The organism is Janthinobacterium sp. GW458P (genome assembly GCF_002127585.1).
Lineage (GTDB): Bacteria > Pseudomonadota > Gammaproteobacteria > Burkholderiales > Burkholderiaceae_D > Janthinobacterium.
This window is the reverse complement of the sequence record NZ_NEGZ01000055.1, coordinates 1-20574: the sequence shown is the minus strand read 5'-3', so window position 1 is coordinate 20574 and position 20574 is coordinate 1. Positions and strand designations below refer to the sequence as shown.

General features: G+C 55.8%; 34 protein-coding genes and 1 pseudogene. All 35 read right to left on the bottom strand.

From position 1 onward, the window contains the following. Window positions 1–91 precede the first annotated feature (91 nt). Window positions 92–484 (bottom strand): 50S ribosomal protein L17, encoded by a 393-nt coding sequence (gene rplQ / locus CBW50_RS23310; RefSeq protein WP_034753219.1) that lies wholly within the window; start codon window positions 482–484, stop codon window positions 92–94. 138 nt (window positions 485–622) lie between these two features. Further along, on the bottom strand, window positions 623–1600 hold the full coding sequence (gene rpoA / locus CBW50_RS23305; protein WP_008444343.1) for a DNA-directed RNA polymerase subunit alpha: 978 nt from the start codon (window positions 1598–1600) through the stop codon (window positions 623–625). A gap of 111 nt (window positions 1601–1711) precedes the next feature. Beyond that, window positions 1712–2335 carry a 30S ribosomal protein S4 gene (gene rpsD / locus CBW50_RS23300; protein WP_038496998.1) on the bottom strand — a complete coding sequence of 208 codons (624 nt, stop codon included), beginning with the start codon at window positions 2333–2335 and terminating at the stop codon, window positions 1712–1714. 258 nt (window positions 2336–2593) lie between these two features. Then, the gene (gene rpsK, locus CBW50_RS23295; protein WP_010394475.1) at window positions 2594–2998 is read right to left on the bottom strand and encodes a 30S ribosomal protein S11; all 405 of its coding nucleotides are present in this window, start codon (window positions 2996–2998) and stop codon (window positions 2594–2596) included. 17 nt (window positions 2999–3015) lie between these two features. Beyond that, window positions 3016–3381: a 30S ribosomal protein S13 gene (gene rpsM, locus CBW50_RS23290; RefSeq protein ID WP_046681666.1), complete on the bottom strand. Its 366-nt coding sequence runs from the start codon at window positions 3379–3381 to the stop codon at window positions 3016–3018. Between the two features lie 14 nt (window positions 3382–3395). Then, on the bottom strand, window positions 3396–3509 hold the full coding sequence (gene rpmJ / locus CBW50_RS23285) for a 50S ribosomal protein L36 (protein WP_010394471.1): 114 nt from the start codon (window positions 3507–3509) through the stop codon (window positions 3396–3398). A 42-nt stretch (window positions 3510–3551) separates the two neighbouring features. Continuing rightward, window positions 3552–3770, bottom strand: coding sequence for a translation initiation factor IF-1 (gene infA / locus CBW50_RS23280; protein WP_005663428.1), 219 nt, complete (start codon window positions 3768–3770; stop codon window positions 3552–3554). Window positions 3771–3788: 18 nt separating this feature from the next. Then, window positions 3789–5123 (bottom strand): preprotein translocase subunit SecY, encoded by a 1335-nt coding sequence (secY, locus tag CBW50_RS23275; protein WP_071325660.1) that lies wholly within the window; start codon window positions 5121–5123, stop codon window positions 3789–3791. Between the two features lie 32 nt (window positions 5124–5155). Continuing rightward, window positions 5156–5587, bottom strand: coding sequence for a 50S ribosomal protein L15 (gene rplO / locus CBW50_RS23270; RefSeq protein WP_034753211.1), 432 nt, complete (start codon window positions 5585–5587; stop codon window positions 5156–5158). A 30-nt stretch (window positions 5588–5617) separates the two neighbouring features. Then, window positions 5618–5797, bottom strand: a complete 180-nt coding sequence (rpmD, locus tag CBW50_RS23265) for a 50S ribosomal protein L30 (RefSeq protein ID WP_010394435.1) — start codon at window positions 5795–5797, stop codon at window positions 5618–5620. A gap of 10 nt (window positions 5798–5807) precedes the next feature. Then, a complete protein-coding gene (rpsE, locus tag CBW50_RS23260; RefSeq protein WP_086147731.1) occupies window positions 5808–6326 on the bottom strand; it encodes a 30S ribosomal protein S5 in 519 nt (172 codons plus the stop codon). A gap of 9 nt (window positions 6327–6335) precedes the next feature. Then, window positions 6336–6698, bottom strand: a complete 363-nt coding sequence (rplR, locus tag CBW50_RS23255; protein ID WP_010394431.1) for a 50S ribosomal protein L18 — start codon at window positions 6696–6698, stop codon at window positions 6336–6338. Between the two features lie 13 nt (window positions 6699–6711). Continuing rightward, the gene (rplF, locus tag CBW50_RS23250) at window positions 6712–7245 is read right to left on the bottom strand and encodes a 50S ribosomal protein L6 (protein ID WP_076565202.1); all 534 of its coding nucleotides are present in this window, start codon (window positions 7243–7245) and stop codon (window positions 6712–6714) included. Between the two features lie 10 nt (window positions 7246–7255). Further along, on the bottom strand, window positions 7256–7651 hold the full coding sequence (gene rpsH / locus CBW50_RS23245) for a 30S ribosomal protein S8 (protein ID WP_071325662.1): 396 nt from the start codon (window positions 7649–7651) through the stop codon (window positions 7256–7258). 14 nt (window positions 7652–7665) lie between these two features. After that, a complete protein-coding gene (rpsN, locus tag CBW50_RS23240) occupies window positions 7666–7971 on the bottom strand; it encodes a 30S ribosomal protein S14 (protein ID WP_010394423.1) in 306 nt (101 codons plus the stop codon). A gap of 2 nt (window positions 7972–7973) precedes the next feature. After that, window positions 7974–8513: a 50S ribosomal protein L5 gene (gene rplE, locus CBW50_RS23235; RefSeq protein WP_010394421.1), complete on the bottom strand. Its 540-nt coding sequence runs from the start codon at window positions 8511–8513 to the stop codon at window positions 7974–7976. Between the two features lie 6 nt (window positions 8514–8519). After that, a complete protein-coding gene (gene rplX / locus CBW50_RS23230; RefSeq protein ID WP_034753204.1) occupies window positions 8520–8834 on the bottom strand; it encodes a 50S ribosomal protein L24 in 315 nt (104 codons plus the stop codon). A 9-nt stretch (window positions 8835–8843) separates the two neighbouring features. Then, a complete protein-coding gene (gene rplN / locus CBW50_RS23225) occupies window positions 8844–9212 on the bottom strand; it encodes a 50S ribosomal protein L14 (protein ID WP_008444317.1) in 369 nt (122 codons plus the stop codon). A gap of 253 nt (window positions 9213–9465) precedes the next feature. Beyond that, complete coding sequence (gene rpsQ, locus CBW50_RS23220) at window positions 9466–9738, bottom strand: 30S ribosomal protein S17 (RefSeq protein ID WP_010394415.1); 273 nt, start codon at window positions 9736–9738, stop codon at window positions 9466–9468. Beyond that, window positions 9735–9926: a 50S ribosomal protein L29 gene (gene rpmC, locus CBW50_RS23215; RefSeq protein ID WP_010394412.1), complete on the bottom strand. Its 192-nt coding sequence runs from the start codon at window positions 9924–9926 to the stop codon at window positions 9735–9737. Before rpmC ends, rpsQ begins: the two co-directional genes overlap by 4 nt. 12 nt (window positions 9927–9938) lie before the next feature. Beyond that, window positions 9939–10358: a 50S ribosomal protein L16 gene (gene rplP, locus CBW50_RS23210; protein WP_038497037.1), complete on the bottom strand. Its 420-nt coding sequence runs from the start codon at window positions 10356–10358 to the stop codon at window positions 9939–9941. Between the two features lie 2 nt (window positions 10359–10360). Beyond that, on the bottom strand, window positions 10361–11176 hold the full coding sequence (rpsC, locus tag CBW50_RS23205; RefSeq protein ID WP_071325663.1) for a 30S ribosomal protein S3: 816 nt from the start codon (window positions 11174–11176) through the stop codon (window positions 10361–10363). Window positions 11177–11185: 9 nt separating this feature from the next. Next, the gene (gene rplV, locus CBW50_RS23200) at window positions 11186–11518 is read right to left on the bottom strand and encodes a 50S ribosomal protein L22 (RefSeq protein ID WP_170840583.1); all 333 of its coding nucleotides are present in this window, start codon (window positions 11516–11518) and stop codon (window positions 11186–11188) included. Further along, window positions 11515–11790 (bottom strand): 30S ribosomal protein S19, encoded by a 276-nt coding sequence (gene rpsS / locus CBW50_RS23195; RefSeq protein WP_008444295.1) that lies wholly within the window; start codon window positions 11788–11790, stop codon window positions 11515–11517. Before rpsS ends, rplV begins: the two co-directional genes overlap by 4 nt. A 10-nt stretch (window positions 11791–11800) precedes the next feature. Continuing rightward, a complete protein-coding gene (gene rplB, locus CBW50_RS23190) occupies window positions 11801–12628 on the bottom strand; it encodes a 50S ribosomal protein L2 (protein WP_034753198.1) in 828 nt (275 codons plus the stop codon). After that, window positions 12628–12945 carry a 50S ribosomal protein L23 gene (gene rplW, locus CBW50_RS23185; RefSeq protein ID WP_010394398.1) on the bottom strand — a complete coding sequence of 106 codons (318 nt, stop codon included), beginning with the start codon at window positions 12943–12945 and terminating at the stop codon, window positions 12628–12630. Before rplW ends, rplB begins: the two co-directional genes overlap by 1 nt. Next, complete coding sequence (gene rplD, locus CBW50_RS23180) at window positions 12942–13562, bottom strand: 50S ribosomal protein L4 (protein ID WP_034753197.1); 621 nt, start codon at window positions 13560–13562, stop codon at window positions 12942–12944. The genes rplW and rplD overlap by 4 nt, the downstream gene beginning before the upstream one ends. Window positions 13563–13565: 3 nt before the next feature. Beyond that, window positions 13566–14222, bottom strand: a complete 657-nt coding sequence (rplC, locus tag CBW50_RS23175; protein WP_076565200.1) for a 50S ribosomal protein L3 — start codon at window positions 14220–14222, stop codon at window positions 13566–13568. Window positions 14223–14568: 346 nt separating this feature from the next. After that, window positions 14569–14781: a hypothetical protein gene (locus tag CBW50_RS23170; RefSeq protein WP_086147730.1), complete on the bottom strand. Its 213-nt coding sequence runs from the start codon at window positions 14779–14781 to the stop codon at window positions 14569–14571. 221 nt (window positions 14782–15002) lie between these two features. Then, window positions 15003–16388, bottom strand: a complete 1386-nt coding sequence (creD, locus tag CBW50_RS23165) for a cell envelope integrity protein CreD (RefSeq protein WP_086147729.1) — start codon at window positions 16386–16388, stop codon at window positions 15003–15005. 85 nt (window positions 16389–16473) lie between these two features. Further along, window positions 16474–17895 (bottom strand): two-component system sensor histidine kinase CreC, encoded by a 1422-nt coding sequence (gene creC / locus CBW50_RS23160; protein ID WP_086147728.1) that lies wholly within the window; start codon window positions 17893–17895, stop codon window positions 16474–16476. Further along, window positions 17892–18623: a two-component system response regulator CreB gene (creB, locus tag CBW50_RS23155; protein WP_086147727.1), complete on the bottom strand. Its 732-nt coding sequence runs from the start codon at window positions 18621–18623 to the stop codon at window positions 17892–17894. Before creB ends, creC begins: the two co-directional genes overlap by 4 nt. Window positions 18624–18865: 242 nt before the next feature. Beyond that, window positions 18866–19711 carry a DUF817 domain-containing protein gene (locus CBW50_RS23150; protein WP_086147726.1) on the bottom strand — a complete coding sequence of 282 codons (846 nt, stop codon included), beginning with the start codon at window positions 19709–19711 and terminating at the stop codon, window positions 18866–18868. 145 nt (window positions 19712–19856) lie between these two features. Further along, window positions 19857–20174 carry a 30S ribosomal protein S10 gene (gene rpsJ, locus CBW50_RS23145; protein ID WP_010394389.1) on the bottom strand — a complete coding sequence of 106 codons (318 nt, stop codon included), beginning with the start codon at window positions 20172–20174 and terminating at the stop codon, window positions 19857–19859. A gap of 179 nt (window positions 20175–20353) precedes the next feature. Continuing rightward, window positions 20354–20574, bottom strand: a pseudogene (locus CBW50_RS23140) (elongation factor Tu); the annotation flags it as partial.

Sequence of the window (20574 nt, the reverse complement as noted above, 5' to 3'; positions counted from 1 at the left end):
AAAGAAGAATAGTACACCGCAGCAAGGATAGCTGCAGCAGAAAACAAAAAAGCCAGGCTAGGCCTGGCTTTCTCAGATACAATTACTGGGATTACTCGCCAGCAACTTCAACTGCTTCGGTCGTATCTGGACGATCCATCAGTTCAACGAACGCCATAGGAGCGTTATCGCCGACGCGGAAACCCATTTTCAGGATACGCACATAACCACCGTTACGGTTGGCGAAACGTGGGCCCAGTTCAGCGAACAGCTTGACGACCATTTCACGGTCGCGCAGGCGGTTGAAGGCCAGACGCTTGTTTGCCAGGGAGTCGGTTTTGCCCAGGGTCAGAATTGGCTCGACAACGCGGCGCAGTTCTTTTGCTTTTGGCAGGGTGGTTTTGATCGCTTCGTGACGCAGCAGCGATACTGTCATGTTGCGCAGCATTGCCAGACGGTGGGACGAGGTACGATTCAGTTTACGGAGGCCGTGACCGTGACGCATGATAAATCCTTTCGGTGAGTGTTTAAATCCAGTTCTTCGATCGGCTGGGCGGGAAAACCCGACTAGCCGCGGACCGGTTTGGTACTACAAAATAAAAGCCTGGGACACCTGTCCCAGGCAGTTTGCTACAACTACGAATTACTTTTCCAGGCCGGCAGGCGGCCAGTTTTCCAGCTTCATGCCCAAGGTCAAGCCGCGCGATGCCAGCACTTCCTTGATTTCGTTCAGGGACTTGCGGCCCAGGTTTGGCGTTTTCAGCAGTTCGTTTTCCGAACGTTGGATCAGGTCGCCGATGTAGTAGATGTTTTCCGCTTTCAGGCAGTTCGCCGAACGCACGGTCAACTCCAGATCGTCGACTGGACGCAACAGGATAGGATCGACCAGCGGAGCGCGCGATGGCGCTTCGGCGGCGGCTTCCGTGCCTTCCAGGGCAGCGAACACATTCAACTGGTCCACCAGGACGCGGGCCGACTGGCGGATCGCTTCTTCCGGCGAGATCACGCCGTTGGTTTCGATGTTGATGATCAGCTTGTCCAGGTCGGTACGCTGCTCAACGCGAGCCGATTCAACGAAGTACGATACACGGCGCACTGGCGAGAACGACGCATCGAGGATGATGCGGCCGATGGTCTTGTTCGTGTCTTCCGACAGGCGACGCACGTTACCAGGAACGTAGCCGCGGCCTTTTTCAACCTTGATCTGCATGTCCAGCTTGCCACCAGCGGTCAGGTGGGCGATCACGTGGTCAGGGTTGATCAGTTCGACGTCATGCGGCAGGTCGATGTCGGAGGCCAGGATTGCGCCTTCGCCTTCTTTTTTCAGGGTCAGGGTTACCGAATCGCGGTTGTGGACTTTGAAAACCACACCCTTCAAGTTCAGCAACAGATCGACGACGTCTTCTTGCACGCCATCGAGGGAGGAATATTCGTGGACGACGCCAGCGATCGTCACTTCGGTCGGCGCGTAGCCCACCATCGACGACAGCAGAACGCGGCGCAACGCGTTACCCAATGTGTGGCCATAGCCGCGCTCGAACGGTTCCATCACGACCTTGGCGTGACCTGCACCGAGAGCTTCAACATCGATAATACGTGGCTTCAACAAACTGTTTTGCATGAAATGTCCTTTTCAATACCCTCGGCTCATTACACCGATAAGGCTGATGGCATTAGTGAAACGCCCACTTTACAAAAGCAAAGTGGGCGGAGATCTTGCTACTGACTACTATTAACGCGAGTACAGCTCGACGATCAGCGATTCGTTGACGTCGTTAGCGATTTCGTTACGCTCTGGCAGGGACTTGAAAGTACCTTCCATTTTCTTGGCATCAACCGAAACCCAGCTAGGCATGCCAACTTGTTCGGCCAGCGACAGTGCTTCAACGATACGCACTTGCTTTTTCGATTTTTCACGAACAGCGATGATGTCGCCAACTTTGACCGAGTACGAAGCGATGTTCACAACGATACCGTTCACGGTGAACGCTTTGTGGCTGACCAATTGACGCGCTTCAGCGCGGGTCGAGCCAAAGCCCATGCGGTAGCAAACGTTGTCCAGACGCGTTTCCAGCAACTTCAACAGCGTTTCGCCGGTGTTGCCTTTACGACGGTCTGCTTCAGCGAAGTAGCGGCGGAATTGACGTTCCAGCACGCCGTACATGCGCTTGACTTTTTGCTTTTCGCGCAGTTGGTTACCGTAGTCCGAGGTGCGGGCGCCGGATTTGACACCGTGCTGGCCTGGCTTGACATCCAGTTTGCACTTGCTGTCCAGCGAGCGACGTGCGCTCTTCAGGAACAGGTCTGTACCTTCACGGCGGGAAAGTTTTGCTTTAGGTCCGATATAACGTGCCACGATACTTCCTTTTTTTAAATGATAACGCCCCAGCCACATGCATGATCAAACACACTGATGCGGTTAGGCGCTAGTCTGATTTGGTTTCAATCAGACGGTGGCTGAAAACGAAAAACCCGTCAAACAGGATTTGACAGGCAAGAACAGCCGGGCAGTATAACCGTTTCCGGCTCCCTGCTCCAGCGTTTTCACACAACTGTACTGAGTTACAACAGACAGCAAAGCAGCTGGCGCCGAAGCGCCCTCTGCAACACTATCTTAGATACGACGACGTTTCGGTGGACGGCAACCGTTGTGCGGTACCGGCGTCACGTCCTGGATCTCGGTGATCTTGATGCCCAGGTTGTTCAGCGCGCGAACGGCGGACTCACGACCAGGACCTGGGCCCTTGATACGTACTTCCAGGTTCTTTACGCCACACTCAACTGCCACTTTACCAGCGGCTTCCGCGGCGACCTGCGCTGCGAATGGGGTCGATTTACGCGAACCCTTGAAGCCTGCACCGCCGGAGGTAGCCCACGACAAGGCATTGCCTTGACGATCGGTGATGGTAATGATGGTGTTATTGAACGATGCGTGGACATGTGCGATGCCTTCAGCGACGTTCTTTTTAACTTTTTTACGCACGCGTGCTGATGCGGCGTTATTTTGCGACTTAGCCATAATTATTCCCTAGCGGATTATTTTTTCAGCGATTGAGCGGCTTTACGCGGTCCCTTGCGGGTACGTGCGTTCGTACGCGTACGCTGGCCACGGCAAGGCAGACCCTTACGATGACGCATGCCGCGGTAGCAACCCAGATCCATCAAACGCTTGATGTTCATGGACAGTTCACGACGCAGATCGCCTTCGACGATGAATTTACCTACTTCATCGCGCAGTTTTTCCAGTTCGCTGTCATCCAGATCTTTGATCTTTTTGTTGGTTGCTACACCGGTCGATGCACAGATTTTCTCTGCGCGTGGACGGCCCACACCGTAGATGGCCGTCAGGCCGATAACGGTATGCTGATGATTTGGGATATTAACCCCTGCAATACGTGCCATTTGTTATTCCTCGATTAACCTTGACGCTGCTTGTGACGTGGTTCCACGCAGATAACGCGGACTACGCCTTTGCGCTTGATGATCTTGCAGTTGCGGCAGATCCGCTTGACTGATGCGAGAACTTTCATTTTTGGGCTCTTTCTTTCGCTTCTTTGGTTTGATTCAGTGTGTTACTTGGTACGGAACACAATGCGGGCTCGGCTCAGGTCGTACGGCGTCAACTCCACCGTCACCTTGTCTCCAGGGAGAATGCGAATATAATTCATCCGCATTTTACCTGAAATATGCCCGAGCACCACGTGTCCGTTCTCCAGCTTCACTCGAAATGTTGCATTTGGGAGATTCTCAAGAATCTCGCCCTGCATCTGTATGACGTCGTCTTTTGCCATTCGGTATGTTTACCGCGCTTAACGCGTCGGAATTCCGCCCTTGAAATTTGCTTTGCGCAGCAGTGAATCATATTGCTGCGACATCACGTAGTTCTGTACTTGCGCCATGAAATCCATGGTGACAACTACAATAATCAATAAAGAAGTACCGCCGAAATAGAATGGTACTTTCCACTGGGCTTGCATAAATTCCGGCAATAAACACACCAGGGTGATGTAGACTGCGCCGGCAAGTGTCAAGCGTGTCAGGATCTTGTCGATGTAACGGGCTGTCTGCTCGCCTGGACGAATCCCGGGAATGAACGCACCGCTTTTCTTCAAGTTATCCGCTGTTTCCTTGCTGTTAAATACCAGCGCTGTATAGAAGAAACAGAAAAACACGATCGCCACTGCGTACAACAGCGCATGGATAGGCTCACCAGGCCCCATCGATGCTGCCAAATCTTTCAAGAACCGCACCGCAGGGTTAGCGTTGTCGGCGCCCTTTGAAAACCAGTCCACGATAGTGGCCGGGAACAAGATGATCGAAGAAGCAAAGATCGGCGGGATCACGCCGGCCATGTTCAGCTTCAACGGCAAATGGCTGGTTTGACCGCCATAAATCTTGTTGCCTACCTGGCGCTTCGCGTAGTTGACCAATATTTTGCGCTGACCACGTTCGACGAATACGACGAAGTACGTTACCAGTGCTACCAGGATGACGATGAAAATCGCGCTGAAGCTGCTGATCGAACCATTCGACACCTGAGTGAACAAGCCACCCAACGCCGACGGCAGACCGGCTGCAATCCCGGCAAAAATGATGATCGAGATGCCATTCCCCAAGCCACGCTCGGTAATTTGCTCACCCAACCACATCAAAAACATTGTTCCGGTCAACAAAGTGACGACCGTCACGAAGCGGAATGCAAGACCAGGTTCCAACACCAGACCAGCTTGCGACTCCAGTGCGACTGCAATGCCCAACGCTTGGAACAGTGCCAGCGCAACCGTGAAATACCGGGTGTACTGGGTGATCTTGCGACGACCTGCTTCGCCTTCTTTTTTCAACGCTTCCATCTGCGGTGACACGATCGACAGCAATTGCATGATGATCGAGGCCGAGATATAAGGCATGATACCCAGCGCAAACACTGTAAAACGAGACAAGGCACCGCCCGAGAACATGTTGAACATGCCCAGGACGCCGCCTTCGTGCTCCTTGAACAGCGAGGCTAATTGTGTCGGGTCAATCCCGGGAACCGGGACGTGAGCACCGATACGATAAACCACCAATGCGCCAAGCAAAAACCAGAGCCGCCCCCAAGGGAAACCGGCCGCTGCACTTTTAGCAAGTTGTGGATTAGTCGCCAATTTTCGCTCCGATCAAGCTGTTAGCGGTCAACTCAGGCTACCGAGCCGCCGGCTGCTTCGATGGCTGCTTTCGCGCCAGCGGACACTTTCAAGCCCTTCAAATTCACCGCTTTGGTGATTTCGCCGGACAAGATCACGCGCACGTCACGGGCCAACACGCCCAGAACGCCAGCTTGCTTCAAGACCAGAATGTCGACATCGCCAACAGCCAGGTTGTTCAGATCGGACAGGCGCACTTCAGCTTTGAAGGTGGCGTGCATCGATTTGAAACCGCGCTTAGGCAGACGGCGTTGCAGAGGCATCTGACCGCCTTCGAAACCGACTTTATGAAAGCCGCCCGAACGCGATTTCTGACCTTTGTGACCACGACCCGAGGTTTTACCCAGGCCGGAGCCGATACCGCGGCCGACGCGACGCTTGTAGTGCTTAGCGCCTTCGGCTGGTGCAATAGTATTCAATTCCATGATTTGCTCCGTTCGTGTAAGCCCGAAGGCTTACCCGACAACTTTAACGAGATACGATACTTTATTGATCATGCCGCGTACGGATGGGGTGTCTTGCAATTCGGAAACCGAATTTACACGACGCAGACCCAGACCGCGCACGGTAGCGCGATGCGATTCGCGCGTACCGATCAAGCCCTTGACCAATTGCACTTTGACTGTGTTTGTCATTTTGTCCACCTTAAGCCAGAATGTCTTCAACCGACTTGCCGCGCTTGGCAGCGATATCGGAAGCAGTGCTCATTTTCGACAGGCCATCCAGCGTAGCGCGTACCAGGTTGTATGGGTTGTTCGAACCGGTGGATTTTGCCACCACGTCCGTCACGCCCATCACTTCGAAGATAGCGCGCATTGCGCCACCAGCGATCACGCCGGTACCAGGCTTAGCTGGGTTCATCATGACCTTGGAAGCGCCGTGACGACCAACAACCGTGTGATGCAAGGTGCCGTTTTTGAGCGGTACTTTGATCAGGTTGCGACGGGCTTCTTCCATTGCCTTCTGCACGCCAACTGGCACTTCTTTCGATTTGCCCTTGCCCATGCCGACGCGGCCATCGCCATCACCAACTACGGTCAGCGCGGCGAAACCCATGATACGACCACCCTTGACCACTTTGGTCACGCGGTTGATCGCGATCATTTTTTCGCGCATGCCATCATCCGGCTTGTCGCTTTGCATTTTTGCTTGCATTTTTGCCATGATTGATCCTTAGAACTTCAGACCGGCTTCGCGTGCGGCTTCTGCCAACGCTTTCACACGGCCGTGGTAACGGAAACCGGAGCGGTCGAACGCAACTTCGGTAATTCCTGCTTTCAACGCTTTTTCAGCGACGCGCTTGCCGATCAAGGCTGCAGCAGCGGCATTGCCGCCTTTGCCGGATTGGCCCGCCAGTTCAGCGCGAACTTCCGCTTCAGCCGTCGAGGCCGAAACCAGGACTTTAGCGTCCGGGCTGATCAGGTTGGCGTAAATGTGCAGGTTGGTGCGATGCACCGACAAGCGATTTACTTTCAATTCCGCAATCTTGATGCGGGTTTGGCGTCCGCGGCGAAGCCGTGATTCTTTCTTATCCATCGTCAGCCCCTAATTACTTCTTCTTGGTTTCTTTAAGCTTAACCACTTCGTCCGCATAGCGAACGCCCTTGCCTTTATAAGGCTCAGGAGCGCGGTAAGCACGAACTTCAGCGGCTACCTGGCCAACCTGTTGACGGTCGATACCTTTAATCAGGATCTCGGTCGGGGTTGGTGTTGCGCAGGTAACGCCGGCTGGCATGTCATGCACTACAGGGTGCGAAAAACCCAGGGACAGATTCAGCTTGTCGCCTTGAGCTTGCGCCTTGTAACCCACGCCTACCAGGTTCAGCTTTTTCTCGAAACCCTTGGTGACGCCAACAACCATGTTGTTGACCAGTGCGCGCAGCGTGCCGGACATGGCATTAGCTTCGCGGCTGTCGTTCGCCACGTCGAAAGTCAGGGTTCCTGCATTGTTTTCTACTTTGACCAGGCCGGTGAGGACTTGGGAAAGTACGCCCAGCGGGCCTTTTACGGTGATCGCTTGTGCGGAGATGGCGACTTCGGCGCCAGCTGGCACTACGATAGGCATTTTAGCTACTCGAGACATGTGTAACTCCTTAAGCCACGTAGCAAATAACTTCGCCGCCGACACCGGTAGCGCGTGCTTTGCGGTCAGTCATGACGCCTTGCGGAGTCGACACGATCGCCACACCCAAGCCATTCATCACAACAGGGATCTCGTCTTTACCCTTGTAGACGCGCAGACCCGGACGGGACACGCGCTCCAAGCGCTCAATAACGGGACGGCCAACATAATACTTCAAACCGATCTTCAGTTCCGCCTTGCCACCAGCTTCGGCAACAGCGAAATCTTCAATGTAACCCTCGTCCTTCAGGACGTTGGCAATCGCAATTTTGACTTTCGACGATGGCATGGCCACGGTCGTTTTTTGCACGCCTTGTGCGTTGCGAATGCGGGTCAGCATATCGGCGATAGGATCGCTCATACTCATTGCATATTCTCCTATTACCAGCTTGCTTTTGTCATACCCGGAATTTCACCACGCATGGCGAATTCACGGAGCTTGATACGACCCAGACCGAATTTACGGAATGTGCCGCGCGGACGACCGGTGATGGCGCAACGGTTACGTTGACGCGTCGGGTTCGAGTTACGTGGCAGCGCCTGCAGTTTCAGGCGAGCTTCGTAGCGCTCTTCTTCCGATTTCGATTGGTCATCGACGATGGCCTTGAGAGCTTCGCGCTTAGGGGCGAATTTCGCCACCAGGTCAGCACGCTTGATCTCACGATTAATCAGTGACAGTTTGGCCATGATCAGTTCCTGAAAGGGAATTTAAAGGCGGCGAGCAAAGCTTTGGCTTCGTCATCGGTCTTAGCGGTTGTCGTGATGCTGATATTCATACCGCGCAACGCGTCAATCTTGTCGTATTCGATTTCAGGGAAAATGATCTGTTCCTTGACACCGATGTTGTAGTTGCCACGACCATCAAATGCACGGCCGTTCACACCACGGAAATCGCGTACGCGCGGCAGAGCCACGGTAATGAAGCGATCCAGGAACTCGTACATGCGAGCGCCGCGCAGGGTGACCATCGTACCGATCGGGTAACCTTCACGGATTTTGAAGCCTGCGATCGCTTTGCGGGACTTGGTGGTCACTGGCTTCTGGCCGGCGATCTTGGTCAAGTCAGCAACTGCGTGCTCGAGAACTTTCTTATCCGCGATAGCCTCACCAACACCCATGTTCAGGGTGATCTTGGTCAGGCGTGGAACTTCCATTACCGACTTGTAACCAAACTTGCTGGTCAGGTCGGCAACGACTTTTTCTTTATAGAATTCTTGGAGACGTGCCATGATTTCTTAAGCCTTCACTACTTCGCCGGAGGATTTAAAGATGCGAACTTTCTTGCCGTCCACTTCTTTGAAACCCACGCGATCTGCCTTGCCAGTCGCTGCATTAAACAATGCAACGTTGGACACGTGAATTGGCATGGTCTTATCGACGATACCACCAGTTACGCCAGTCATCGGGTTTGGCTTAGTCGCTTTTTTAGCGATGTTAATGCCGTCAACCACGATATGTTCAGCATCGATACGCTGCTGTACCACACCACGTTTGCCCTTGTCTTTCCCGGTCAGAACGATGACTTCGTCGTTTTTACGAATCTTATCCATTACGACTCCTTACAGGACTTCCGGTGCCAGGGACACGATTTTCATGAACTTCTCAGTGCGCAGTTCGCGCGTGACAGGTCCAAAAATACGGGTACCGATCGGTTCCAGCTTGGCGTTCAACAGAACGGCGGCGTTGCCGTCGAACTTCACCAGGGAACCGTCTTGGCGGCGAACACCTTTAGCGGTGCGCACAACCACGGCGTTATAAATTTCACCTTTTTTGACACGGCCACGTGGCGCAGCAACCTTGACGGTTACCTTGATCACATCGCCAATGCCAGCATAACGGCGCTTGGAGCCGCCCAATACCTTGATGCACATGACTTCTTTGGCACCGGTATTGTCAGCCACTTCGAGCCGGCTTTCAGTTTGAATCATAGTATTCTCTTTCCCAACTTAAGCCGAAGAATCCACACAATGTAGACCCACGGTCAGTCTTGGTCCCGCCAGAGCCGCCCTGCTGGGCTTCACTGTTTGGGTGCATGACCTTCATACATCAACTGACCGCGAATGCTACTGTCTGTGGCCAGACACTTTGCGGCGTTACATGAACGAAGCCCGCAAGTATTACATACAATTTGCGGGCCTGCAAGTACTAATTAAAATCCACCGCCGAAACGGTGGTTTTTATTTAAACGGTTGGTGCGGCTTGAACCACACGTGTCACCGTCCATGCCTTCGTTTTGGAGATCGGGCGACCTTCCTGGATCTCGACCGTATCACCGGCCTTGACTTGGTTGGTCTCGTCATGCGCGTGATACTTGTTCGAACGCATGATGATCTTGCCATACAAAGGATGTTTTACGTGGCGCTCGATCAGAACGGTAACGGTCTTGTCCATCTTGTCCGAAACCACTTTACCGATCAGCGTGCGCTTGAGCGACTGTTTCACTGGTTCGTTCATTTGGCTTCCTTCAGATTCATTACCGTCTTCACACGCGCGATATCGCGGCGTACCTTCTTGAGCTGCGAAGTGTTGCTCAGCTGTTGCGTAGCGATTTGCATACGCAGGCCGAACTGTGCCTTCAACAGATCATTCAGCTCTTTTTGCAGAGCCGGCTGGTCCTTGCCGCGGAGTTCAGATGCTTTCATATACAACTCCAATTATTGGCCGACTTGACGTACGACAAACGTCGTAGCCAGTGGCAGTTTAGCGGCGGCAAGACGGAAAGCTTCCCGTGCCAGCGCTTCATCAACGCCATCCATTTCGTACAGTACTTTGCCTGGCTGAATTTCAGCGACGTAGTACTCTGGATTACCTTTACCGTTACCCATACGGACTTCAGCCGGTTTGTTCGAAATCGGTTTGTCCGGGAAAATACGGATCCAGATACGGCCACCGCGCTTGATGTGACGCGTCATTGCACGACGCGCCGCTTCAATTTGACGCGCAGTGATACGACCGCGCGCAACTGCCTTCAGACCGAATTCGCCAAACGACACGGCGGTGCCGCGGCTGTGCGAAATACCGGTGTTACGGCCTTTCTGCTCTTTACGATACTTTCTGCGTGCTGGTTGCAGCATGATTATTCTCCTGCTTTCTCAGCTGGTGCAGCGGCGGCCGGTTTAGCGGCGCGCACACGAGCAGCACCTGGTGCTGTGGATGGTTTCGCACCCGCTGGACGTGGGCGGCCGGCTGGCTTGCCATCGTCACGGCGTGGACCGCGGCTCTTCTTCTCGTCAGCTGGAGTATCGATGACTGGTGCATCGCCGTTAGGCGCGCGGTCACCTTTGTATACCCACACCTTGACGCCGATGATACCGTAGGTGGTCGACGCTTCGCTGGTACCGTAGTCGATATCGGCGCGCAGGGTATGCAGAGGCACGCGGCCTTCGCGGTACCACTCTTTACGCGCGATTTCGATACCGTTCAGACGGCCGGACGACATGATCTTGATACCGAGAGCACCCAGGCGCATTGCGTTTTGCATTGCACGCTTCATGGCGCGGCGGAACATGATCCGTTTTTCCAGCTGCTGAGCGATCGAATCGGCGATCAGTTGCGAATCGATTTCCGGCTTGCGGATTTCTTCAATGTTCACGTGAACAGGTACGCCCATGATCTTGGTCAAAGCGGACTTCAGTACTTCGATGTCTTCGCCTTTTTTACCAATGACCACGCCTGGGCGCGAGCTGTAGATCGTGAAGCGCGCGTTCTTGGCTGGGCGCTCGATAACGATGCGGCCAACGGAAGCGTTCTTCAGTTTCTTTTTCAGGTAAGCACGTGCTTTCAAGTCTTCGTTCAGCATGGCAGCGAAATTACCGTTGCCTGCATACCAGCGCGAAGCCCAGTTACGGGTGACCGCCAGACGGAAACCGGTTGGATGAATTTTCTGACCCATCGTGGCTCCTTAGTTACCGACAGTCACGTAAACGTGACAGGATTGTTTCGAAATACGGTCGCCACGGCCTTTTGCACGCGCGGTGAAGCGCTTCAAGACCGGACCTTTTTCGACGTAGATCGTTTTCACGAACAATTCGTCGATGTCGGCGCCATCATTGTGCTCGGCATTCGCAATAGCGGATTCCAGAACGCGCTTGATGATCGCAGCACCTTTTTTCGGGCTGAATTGCAAGATGTTGAGTGCAGCGTCAACTTTCTTGCCACGGATCAGGTCAGCAACCAGGCGGCCCTTTTGGTCCGACAGGCGCACACCTTTGAGGATAGCTTTAGTTTCCATTATTTCTTAGCCTTTTTGTCAGCTGCATGGCCCTTGAACGTACGGGTCAGTGCGAATTCGCCGAGCTTGTGACCAACCATGTTTTCGGAAACATAAACCGGCACGTGCAGCTTGCCGTTATGCACCGCGATCGTCAGGCCGATGAAGTCAGGCATGATTGTCGAACGACGCGACCAGGTTTTGATTGGCTTTTTGTCTTTGGCAGCTTGCGCAGCTTCAACTTTTTTCACCAGGTGGGCGTCACAGAACGGCCCTTTTTTCAATGAACGTGTCATGTGCTACCCCTTATTTCTTGCCGCGGCGCGAGACGATCATGGAAGTAGTACGCTTGTTGCTGCGTGTCTTCTTACCTTTAGTCTGTTGGCCCCAAGGCGAAACTGGATGACGACCAGCTGCTGTTTTACCTTCACCACCACCGTGCGGGTGATCGACCGGGTTCATGACCACACCGCGAACGGTAGGACGAACACCGCGCCAGCGCATCGCACCAGCTTTACCGATTTTACGCAGGCTATGCTCGGCATTGCCGACTTCACCAACCGTTGCACGGCACTCGATGTGCACGCGACGTACTTCACCCGAGCGCAGACGCACTTGAGCGTAGGTACCTTCACGTGCCATCAGCACAACGCCGGCGCCAGCGGTACGTGCCATTTGGGCACCTTTACCTGGCAGCATTTCGACGCAATGCATCACGGTACCGACTGGGATGTTACGGATTGGCAAGCAGTTACCCGATTTGATCGGCGCTTCCGAACCGTTCATCACGCTGTCGCCAACGGCCATGCCTTTGGTTGCGATGATGTAGTGACGCTCGCCGTCGGCGTAGCACAGCAGAGCGATATTCGCGGTGCGGTTTGGATCGTATTCGATACGTTCCACTTTCGCTGGAATACCATCTTTGGTGCGCTTGAAGTCGATCAGGCGATAGTGTTGCTTATGACCACCACCGATATGACGGGTGGTGATGTGACCGTTGTTGTTACGACCAGCGGTCTTGGATTTCTTTTCAACCAGGGCAGCGAACGGACGACCTTTGTACAGGTCGGCATTCACCACCTTTACCATGCCGCGACGGCCTGGCGAGGTTGGTTTCATCTTAACGAGTGCCATTATGCAGCCTCCTCGGAGAAGTTGATTTCCTGGCCAGGCTTCAGGCACACGAAAGCACGCTTGGTATGGTTACGACGACCGTTGAACTTGCCGGTGCGCTTTTGCTTACCTTCGCGGTTTGCAGTTTGCACGGACAGAACTTCAACCTTGAACAGCAGTTCGACCGCTGCCTTGATTTCAGGCTTGGTTGCATCCGGCAGTACGCGGAATACAATTTGCTCGTTCTTTTCCGCGACCATGGTGGCCTTTTCGGAAATGACCGGCGCCAACAGCACCTTCATCAAGCGTTCTTCGCTATGTTTCAAAATCGCGCTCATGCCAGCATCTCCTCAATCTTAGCCAATGCAGCTTTGGTGACCAAGATCTTCTTGTAGAACACCAGGGACATCGGGTCTGCATGACGTGGCTCAACGACGAGTACGTTAGGCAGGTTGCGCGATGCCAGTTCCAGGTTTTCGTTCAGAACGTCGGTGATGATCAGAACCGAATCAAAGCCCAGGCCGTTCAATTTTTGCGACAGCAGCTTGGTTTTTGGCGCGTCGATCGTCAGATCGTCGATGACGATCAGGCGCTCTTCGCGAGCCAGCTGCGACAGGATCGAGCAGATACCTGCGCGATACATTTTTTTGTTCACTTTGTGGGTGAAGTTTTCGTCAGGCGAGTTCGGGAAAATCCGACCACCGCCGCGCCACAGTGGCGACGACGACATACCAGCACGAGCACGGCCGGTACCTTTTTGGCGCCATGGCTTTTTCGTCGTGTGGTGAACTTCTTCACGGTCTTTTTGCTTGCGGTTACCACTACGTGCATTCGCTTGATAAGCGATGACGACTTGGTGGATCAGCGCTTCGTTGTAGTCACGGCCGAAAATCGTATCGGCTGCAGCAACGTTCGAGGCGGCTTGACCTTGCGCATTCAGAAGCTTGAGTTCCATCGTTTAAGCTCCCTTCTTGGCTTTGGTTTTGATGGCTGGCGAGACAACTACCTGGCCATTTTTCGCACCTGGAATCGCGCCTTTGACCAGCAGCAGCTGACGGTCGGCATCGATACGGGCGATCACGAGGTTCTGGATCGTACGGTTAACGTCACCCAGATGACCGGTCATGCGCTTACCAGGGAAAACGCGACCTGGATCTTGTGCCATACCGATGGAACCTGGAACGTTATGCGAACGCGAGTTACCGTGCGTTTGACGGCCGGAAGCGAAGTGGTAACGTTTGATAACGCCTGCATAGCCTTTACCAATGGTAACGCCTTGCACGTCGATCTTTTGACCGACTTCGAACAGGGAAGCGGCGACAACATCGCCAGCTTTCAGTTCAGCGGCTTTGGCAGCGTCGACACGGAACTCTTTCAACAGAGTACCGGCTTCAACACCAGCTTTAGCGTGATGACCAGCAACAGCTTTGGTCACGCGGGAAGCGCGACGTTGACCGAATGCGACCTGAACAGCGGAGTAGCCATCTGTTTCAGGGGTTTTGATTTGCGCAACACGGTTGTTCGATACGTCCAGCACGGTGACAGGAATCGAATCCCCTTCATCCGTGAAAATGCGCATCATACCAACCTTGCGACCGAGAAGGCCTAGGCTCATTTTTTCTCCATTCCCACCTGCGATTGGGCGGGGCTTGTTTAACTACAAAGTAACGTAGGACTCAAAAAAGACGAATCCATACCGAAGCCGGCTAGTATATAGCACAAAAACCCTTGACGCAACAAGTTAACACGAGGTATGTCAAAGTGTTGCGCGACGCCCGTGCGGGAGTTGTCAAAGAGGGCAAATATCGGGCAAAACGGGGGGGCGGATGGTCATCCATGCGGGTCGACGCCATGACGACAAAGGCGCGAGGCGGGCTTGCCGCCCGACTCGCGCCTCACGCTTTCCCGCCTTCACGCAGCGCCGCGCCGGTCGCCGGGCGATCGCCACCAGGCACCCGGCACTAGCCGCCGTGCGTCCTGTCGCAGCTGGCGGTGCAGGTGTCAAGCATCATCTGGCAGATCGGGCTGCTGCTGCCCAAGCCGCCAGCGCCCGTGCAACTGGCGATTTTTTGCCAGCAACCGTAATAGCATTGCTGTAATTCTGCGCTGGTGGCATAGGCATAACTGCCGCTCAGACTGCAGGCGAAGAGGAAAAAAGCCAGTTTCTTGATCATGGTGCTGTCTCCAGGTTTTTCATCGATTGGGATGGAAGGACTTGCCAAGCAGTGGCAAGCCATCCTGCCTGCCGCCGCCCTACTACTTTGGTACGTCGCGCATGTATATTCATGCTTTGCGGAAATTAATACCAAAGAGTACCGTAAACAATACCAACTTAAAACCACTTATTTACCAAATCAGCAATGTTTTTTATGTATGCCGTGGCAAGGCCTCTGGATTACTGGCTACCCTTGCCCACGTGGTACCAATCAACCTTGCGTGTCGCCACCATGATGGCCGCCAGCACGGCAAACAGCAGGATGCTGCCCATCACCAACGCATTGTTTTCCGAACTCAGCAAGCCGTACAGGGCACCATACAGCAGCGTCAGCCCCACGCCGAAACCGATGCCGCGCCAGGCGTTGTGCAGCACGTGCATCAGATAAAAGCTGGTCAGCACGATACAGGCGGCGCTGGCGATCAGGTAGGCGGCCAGGAAGGCGATGTGTTCTGCCAGGCCCACCAGCAGCAAGAAGAAGATCACCAGCGACAAGCCGACCAGGAAGTACTGCACCGGGTGGATCGGCAGGCTTTTCAGGATTTCAAAGATGAAGAAGGCGGCAAAGGTCAGGGCCACGAACAGCAAGCCATATTTGGTGGCCCGGTCCGATTGCGAATACACGTTCACCGGCTCGATGAAGCCCACGCTGAAGCGGTCCACCTGGCCCAGCGGCGCGCTGTCGGGCATCTTGAATTCCCCCTCGATCGTGCTCAGTTGCGTTTGCGCATTGGTGGCCAGCGAGGAGATGCTCCACTCGACCTGAAAGCCATCGGCGTTGATCTGGCGGAATTTCGGCGACGGCAGGAAGCGCCCGCCAAACTGCGGATGGGGCCAGTTCGACTTGATGCTGATCTGACTGTTTTTCGCCAACGGCACGAAGTGCTGGCGTTCGATGCCATCGAGGCCCAGGTCAAAGCTGAAGCCCACCTGCTGCGGCGCCGCCAAGGGCATGGCGCCCAGCGGCGCATGCAAGCCGCTGCGGAAGGCAAACAGATCGCTGCCCTGCTCGAACTCGATTTTTTGCCCGCCCCAGTCAATTTTCGGAATGTTGCGGATACCGCGCACGTCCTCGATGGACAGGGCCACGAACGGGGCACCCAGGGTCACGCGCGAGTCCGGCGACTTGCGCGGCAGCTGGCCGCTGGCCGGCACTGTAAAGTCGCCCTTGAAGGCGTGCTGGCCGCTATAGACCAGCACCTGATGGATGCCGCGGTAACGGCGGTCCGTTTCGATGTTACCGTCGAGTAGTAAATTGTTCGGGTAGACAAGCAGACGACGCTGCACCGTGCGGCGCAATAGCTCCGTGCGCACCGCCGATTTCGCTTCCTTGTCATCGCCCTTGGCCACCTCTACGCGCTCTTCATACTGCTCCGTGTAGGGAATCACCAGAATGGGACCGATGATGGTTTGTTCGCGCACCGAATCGGCGGCAATGCTGTTGACGGCTTCCTGGCGGAATTCCATCCGCTCCTTGATCGTTTCCTGAATCATCAGCAAAGGCAGGCCGATCAGCAGCATCAGGCCGAACACGATCAACGCTTTGACTAACAGAGTTTTTTGCATGGCGCATCCTTGAAGTAAGGCGGCCAGTGTAAAAAAACTGTATGCGCTGACGATGCGTTCTGTGTGAAGTCAGCAAAAAATTAGGTCAGGCCAGCGGCAGCCGCAGGCAGGCACAGGCGCCGCCATCCGGATGGTTAGCGACCTCGACTGCACCACCATGCAGGGAAGCCACCTCGCGCACGAAGGGCAGTCCCAGGCCCGTGCTCTTGCCTGCGCTCGGGCGCGGCAAGGAATAAAATCGCTCGAAGACGCGTTCGAGCGCATATGCCGGAATACCTTCGCCGCGGTCGCGCACGGCGATTTCCACCTGGCTGCCCAGGCGCCGCGCCGTCAGGTCGATGCAGCTGCCCGGCGGCGCAAAGCCGGCCGCGTTATCGAGCAGGTTACCCAGCGCCTGGCGCAGCAACAGGACATCACCGGCCACGCCCAACTCGCCGCATTGCAGTTGCAGGCCCACGCCGCGCGCCGCCAGCGTTGCGGCTGCGTCCTGCGCCACTTGCGCCAGCAGGGGCGCCAGCGCGATGCGCTCGGGCGCGTCCAGGCGCTGCTGCTTTTCCACGCGCACGAGGGCCAGCAGCTTGTCGATCAGCTGCCGCTGGCGCGCATTCTGTCCGAGGATGCTGCCGAGGAACTGCTGCCGCTCTGCCGGTGCCATATCTTCCTGCAGCAGCTCGGCCGAGGCCTGGATGGCGGCGATCGGGCTTTTCAATTCATGCGCCAGTGTGTGCATCAACTGCTCCACGTACTCTTTGCCCTCCAGGCGCGTGCGCATCGCTTCCAGCGCCCGCCCCAAGGTGCCGAACTCGTTCTTGCCCAGGGCCGGCAGCGCCACCTTGCGCCCGGCTTCCACCTCGCCGATATAGCGCATCAGTTTGCCCAACGCATGGTGCAGCCACCAGGCGAAGGCCAGGCCGATCAGCAGGGACAACAATAGCAACACGGCGCCGCGCTGCAGGATCTTGCGCTGGCTGCGCTCGACAAAGGCTTGCACGCTGGCGTTTGGCTTGGCCACCGTCAGCACCCCGATGACCTCATCGCCATCGCGAACAGGCGCGGCTACATGCATTACCGTCGACATCTCATCATCGGACCGGCTGCGGGTGCTGCGCGCCCCATACTTGCCCTGCAAGCTGAGGTACACGTCGTTCCAGCGCGAATAGTCGCGGCCCACGTCACGCCCGCTGGAATCGAACAGCACGATACCGCGCCGGTCCGTGATGTAGATGCGGTAATCGAGAGTCCGCTTGCGCACCCCATTGATATTGATGTCCACGCCATGGCGCGCATAGTCCTGCATGCGCGCCAGCACCGGCGACTGCGCCAGCGTGCCCGCCTTCAGATCGGGCGCCACCAGGCTGGCCAGCAGCTGCGAGGTGTCGACCAGGGTATCTTCCAGGGTCGAGCGCACGCCAGGCTTGACCTGCTCCATGAAGACGTTCAGCAGAAACCACGCCGCCAGGCCCACGATCAGGAAGTAGCCGAGCAAGATGCGCAGGCCGATTCTCATGCGCAAGCCAGGCTGTAGCCGAGGCCACGGTGGGTCTGGATGGGGTCGAGCTGCGCATCGATGAGGCGCAGCTTGGCGCGCAGCGACTTGACGTGCGCGTCGACCGTGCGCTCGAGCGTATCGGGTGCCCCGCTCCACACCCGCTGCATCAACTGCGCGCGGGACAGTACATGACCCGGATGCTCGATCAGGGTTTTCAGCAACAGATATTCATAGCGGGTCAGCTCCAGCGGCTGGCCGTAAAACAATACCCTCGCCTCCGGCGCGCGCAATTCGAAGCGCTCCGCCGCAGCCGCGGCAGCAGGCGCAACCATCGTCATGCCTGATTCGCGCGAAGTCGGCGTACTACCGGCACGCCGCAGGATGACGCGGATGCGCGCCACCAGTTCGCGCGGTGAAAACGGTTTAGTGACGTAATCGTCGGCGCCAATTTCCAGGCCGACGATGCGGTCGATTTCGTCGCTGCGAGCGGTCAGGAAGATCACCGGCACATCGGAAAACTGGCGCAAGCGCCGGCATACTTCCAGCCCGCTCATGTCGGGCAAGCCCACGTCGAGTACCACGAGCACGGGAATTTCTGCCGCCTCGCCGGGATGTGTGCGCAACGCGGCCAGCGCCTGCTCGCCCAGCATCACGTGGCGCGGCGCAAAGCCATCCGTGCGCAGGGCATAGGCGATGCTATTGGCAATCGCCTGTTCATCTTCCACGATCAGGACAGTCTTGGACATGGGCGGCGGCACACATTGATGGAGAGACCCGGAGTATCCCTGAAGCGGTCAAGCGGCGTCAATCGCGCGCGCAAATGGGCACCGGCAAAAAGCCTCCCGCAAGAAATCACGAATGGCCTAGTTATCACGGCATAACGCCACCGATGCGCCTTGCCCAACACCCGCACAAGAAAACGTTGAAAACCATACCCCCAGGCGATGCTGAGCGGGCGCTTCGACGCGATAGCGGCCATATCGCGCGGCTAAGGCTGGGCGACGTGGATGCTGGCCTTGATGTGCTTGAGGTGGGCCACGATGGTGAACGTCATCACCACCAGCAGCGACCATGAGCTCCATTTGCTGACATGCACCACCGACCATGCGCCAAGCTGATTCGGGTAGCGCCATACGCCCCAGAAGGTACTGATGTTTTCAGCTAGCCAGATAAAGAAGCCGACCAGCACGAAACCGAGCAGCAAAGGCATGCTGCGGTCGCGGTCGAGCGGACGAAATACCACGGTGGTGCGCGCGTACAAGCCCAGCGCGCAGGCGGCCAGGTACCAACGATAGTCGCCGATGTAGTGATGGGTGAAGAAGTTGGCGTAAATTAGCAGCGCGATCAGCACCGCCATCCAGTACGGCGGATGGTGGCGTATGCGCATGTCGAGCAGGCGCCAGGTCTGGATGATGTAGCTGCCGACGGCAGCGTACATGAAGCCGGAAAACAGGGGCACGCCAAGCACCTTGCTGTAGGCAAAGTCGGGATAGCTCCACGACTGGATCGTCCCCGAGACCTTGAACACCTCCAGTGCGAAGCCGACCGCATGAAACAGGCAGATGGCTTTCAATTCATCCCACGTTTCCAGCCCGCTCCAGACCATCGCCCCCTGGATCGCCAGTGCCACCAGCAGCAGCACGTCATAGCGCGGCAGGCCGAACAGGCCTGTGCGCGGCACCAGGAAGACGGCAGCAAAAAACAGCCCCACGAACAGGCAGGACCTCGCCTCCTTGATGCCGAAATACAGGAACTCGGTCAGGAAGCGCGGCCAGCCGCGCAAGCGATGGCGGGGAGTGGCATTTAACAGGTGGGTATCGATGGCGTTAAGCATGCAGCAACTTTATCGGCCGCCCGCGGTACTGTAAAGCGATTTTGCATGCGCACCAACGGCAATGGGGCCGGGCGCACTCACGATCGTGAGCAGGCCCGGCCCCATCATCAGGCAGCGGGACACCCGCCGGCCTTCTTAAAGACGATTATTGCAGTTTGATTTCAACATCAACACCAGCTGGCAGGTCCAGCTTCATCAGCGCGTCAACGGTTTTGTCCGTTGGGTCAACGATGTCCATCAGGCGTTGGTGCGTACGGATCTCGAACTGATCGCGCGAAGTTTTGTTGACGTGCGGGGAACGCAGCACATCGAAACGCTGAATACGGGTAGGCAGTGGTACTGGGCCTTTGACGACAGCGCCGGTGCGCTTCGCGGTTTCAACGATTTCCAGAGCGGACTGGTCGATCAGTTTGTAATCGAAAGCCTTCAGGCGGATACGGATTTTTTGGTTTGGTGCCGACATGATATTTCCTTAAAAGAACGAACCGCGCGGTTTGCACGGCAATGAGGTAATACGGGAATTTCTGACGCAACAACCGTCAGGGTCGACATGATAGCACCAAAATGCTTGCCAACCCCGGCAATTGAATAAAAAGAAGGGCGCCGGGCGACGACGCGTCTTCTTTTATGCAGGCTTAAGAATTAAGCCAGGATTTTTGCAACCACGCCAGCGCCGACGGTACGGCCGCCTTCACGGATAGCGAAGCGCAGACCTTCTTCCATCGCGATCGGGTTGATCAGCTTGACGGTGATCGACACGTTATCGCCTGGCATGACCATTTCTTTGTCTGCTGGCAACTCGATCGAACCGGTCACGTCCGTCGTGCGGAAGTAGAACTGTGGACGATAGTTGTTGAAGAATG

Bases quoted from the DNA above. Each gene is read 5' to 3' on its own strand.
- rplQ (WP_034753219.1), bottom strand. From the start codon at position 484: ATGCGTCACGGTCACGGCCTCCGTAAACTGAATCGTACCTCGTCCCAC.
- rpoA (WP_008444343.1), bottom strand. From the start codon at position 1,600: ATGCAAAACAGTTTGTTGAAGCCACGTATTATCGATGTTGAAGCTCTC.
- rpsK (WP_010394475.1), bottom strand. From the start codon at position 2,998: ATGGCTAAGTCGCAAAATAACGCCGCATCAGCACGCGTGCGTAAAAAA.
- rpsM (WP_046681666.1), bottom strand. From the start codon at position 3,381: ATGGCACGTATTGCAGGGGTTAATATCCCAAATCATCAGCATACCGTT.
- rpmJ (WP_010394471.1), bottom strand. From the start codon at position 3,509: ATGAAAGTTCTCGCATCAGTCAAGCGGATCTGCCGCAACTGCAAGATC.
- infA (WP_005663428.1), bottom strand. From the start codon at position 3,770: ATGGCAAAAGACGACGTCATACAGATGCAGGGCGAGATTCTTGAGAAT.
- rplO (WP_034753211.1), bottom strand. From the start codon at position 5,587: ATGGAATTGAATACTATTGCACCAGCCGAAGGCGCTAAGCACTACAAG.
- rpmD (WP_010394435.1), bottom strand. From the start codon at position 5,797: ATGACAAACACAGTCAAAGTGCAATTGGTCAAGGGCTTGATCGGTACG.
- rpsE (WP_086147731.1), bottom strand. From the start codon at position 6,326: ATGGCAAAAATGCAAGCAAAAATGCAAAGCGACAAGCCGGATGATGGC.
- rplR (WP_010394431.1), bottom strand. From the start codon at position 6,698: ATGGATAAGAAAGAATCACGGCTTCGCCGCGGACGCCAAACCCGCATC.
- rplF (WP_076565202.1), bottom strand. From the start codon at position 7,245: ATGTCTCGAGTAGCTAAAATGCCTATCGTAGTGCCAGCTGGCGCCGAA.
- rpsH (WP_071325662.1), bottom strand. From the start codon at position 7,651: ATGAGTATGAGCGATCCTATCGCCGATATGCTGACCCGCATTCGCAAC.
- rpsN (WP_010394423.1), bottom strand. From the start codon at position 7,971: ATGGCCAAACTGTCACTGATTAATCGTGAGATCAAGCGTGCTGACCTG.
- rplE (WP_010394421.1), bottom strand. From the start codon at position 8,513: ATGGCACGTCTCCAAGAATTCTATAAAGAAAAAGTCGTTGCCGACCTG.
- rplX (WP_034753204.1), bottom strand. From the start codon at position 8,834: ATGGATAAGATTCGTAAAAACGACGAAGTCATCGTTCTGACCGGGAAA.
- rplN (WP_008444317.1), bottom strand. From the start codon at position 9,212: ATGATTCAAACTGAAAGCCGGCTCGAAGTGGCTGACAATACCGGTGCC.
- rpsQ (WP_010394415.1), bottom strand. From the start codon at position 9,738: ATGAACGAACCAGTGAAACAGTCGCTCAAGCGCACGCTGATCGGTAAA.
- rpmC (WP_010394412.1), bottom strand. From the start codon at position 9,926: ATGAAAGCATCTGAACTCCGCGGCAAGGACCAGCCGGCTCTGCAAAAA.
- rplP (WP_038497037.1), bottom strand. From the start codon at position 10,358: ATGCTGCAACCAGCACGCAGAAAGTATCGTAAAGAGCAGAAAGGCCGT.
- rpsC (WP_071325663.1), bottom strand. From the start codon at position 11,176: ATGGGTCAGAAAATTCATCCAACCGGTTTCCGTCTGGCGGTCACCCGT.
- rpsS (WP_008444295.1), bottom strand. From the start codon at position 11,790: ATGACACGTTCATTGAAAAAAGGGCCGTTCTGTGACGCCCACCTGGTG.
- rplB (WP_034753198.1), bottom strand. From the start codon at position 12,628: ATGGCACTCGTTAAGATGAAACCAACCTCGCCAGGCCGTCGCGGCATG.
- rplW (WP_010394398.1), bottom strand. From the start codon at position 12,945: ATGAGCGCGATTTTGAAACATAGCGAAGAACGCTTGATGAAGGTGCTG.
- rplD (WP_034753197.1), bottom strand. From the start codon at position 13,562: ATGGAACTCAAGCTTCTGAATGCGCAAGGTCAAGCCGCCTCGAACGTT.
- rplC (WP_076565200.1), bottom strand. From the start codon at position 14,222: ATGAGCCTAGGCCTTCTCGGTCGCAAGGTTGGTATGATGCGCATTTTC.
- CBW50_RS23170 (WP_086147730.1), bottom strand. From the start codon at position 14,781: ATGATCAAGAAACTGGCTTTTTTCCTCTTCGCCTGCAGTCTGAGCGGC.
- creD (WP_086147729.1), bottom strand. From the start codon at position 16,388: ATGCAAAAAACTCTGTTAGTCAAAGCGTTGATCGTGTTCGGCCTGATG.
- creC (WP_086147728.1), bottom strand. From the start codon at position 17,895: ATGAGAATCGGCCTGCGCATCTTGCTCGGCTACTTCCTGATCGTGGGC.
- creB (WP_086147727.1), bottom strand. From the start codon at position 18,623: ATGTCCAAGACTGTCCTGATCGTGGAAGATGAACAGGCGATTGCCAAT.
- CBW50_RS23150 (WP_086147726.1), bottom strand. From the start codon at position 19,711: ATGCTTAACGCCATCGATACCCACCTGTTAAATGCCACTCCCCGCCAT.
- rpsJ (WP_010394389.1), bottom strand. From the start codon at position 20,174: ATGTCGGCACCAAACCAAAAAATCCGTATCCGCCTGAAGGCTTTCGAT.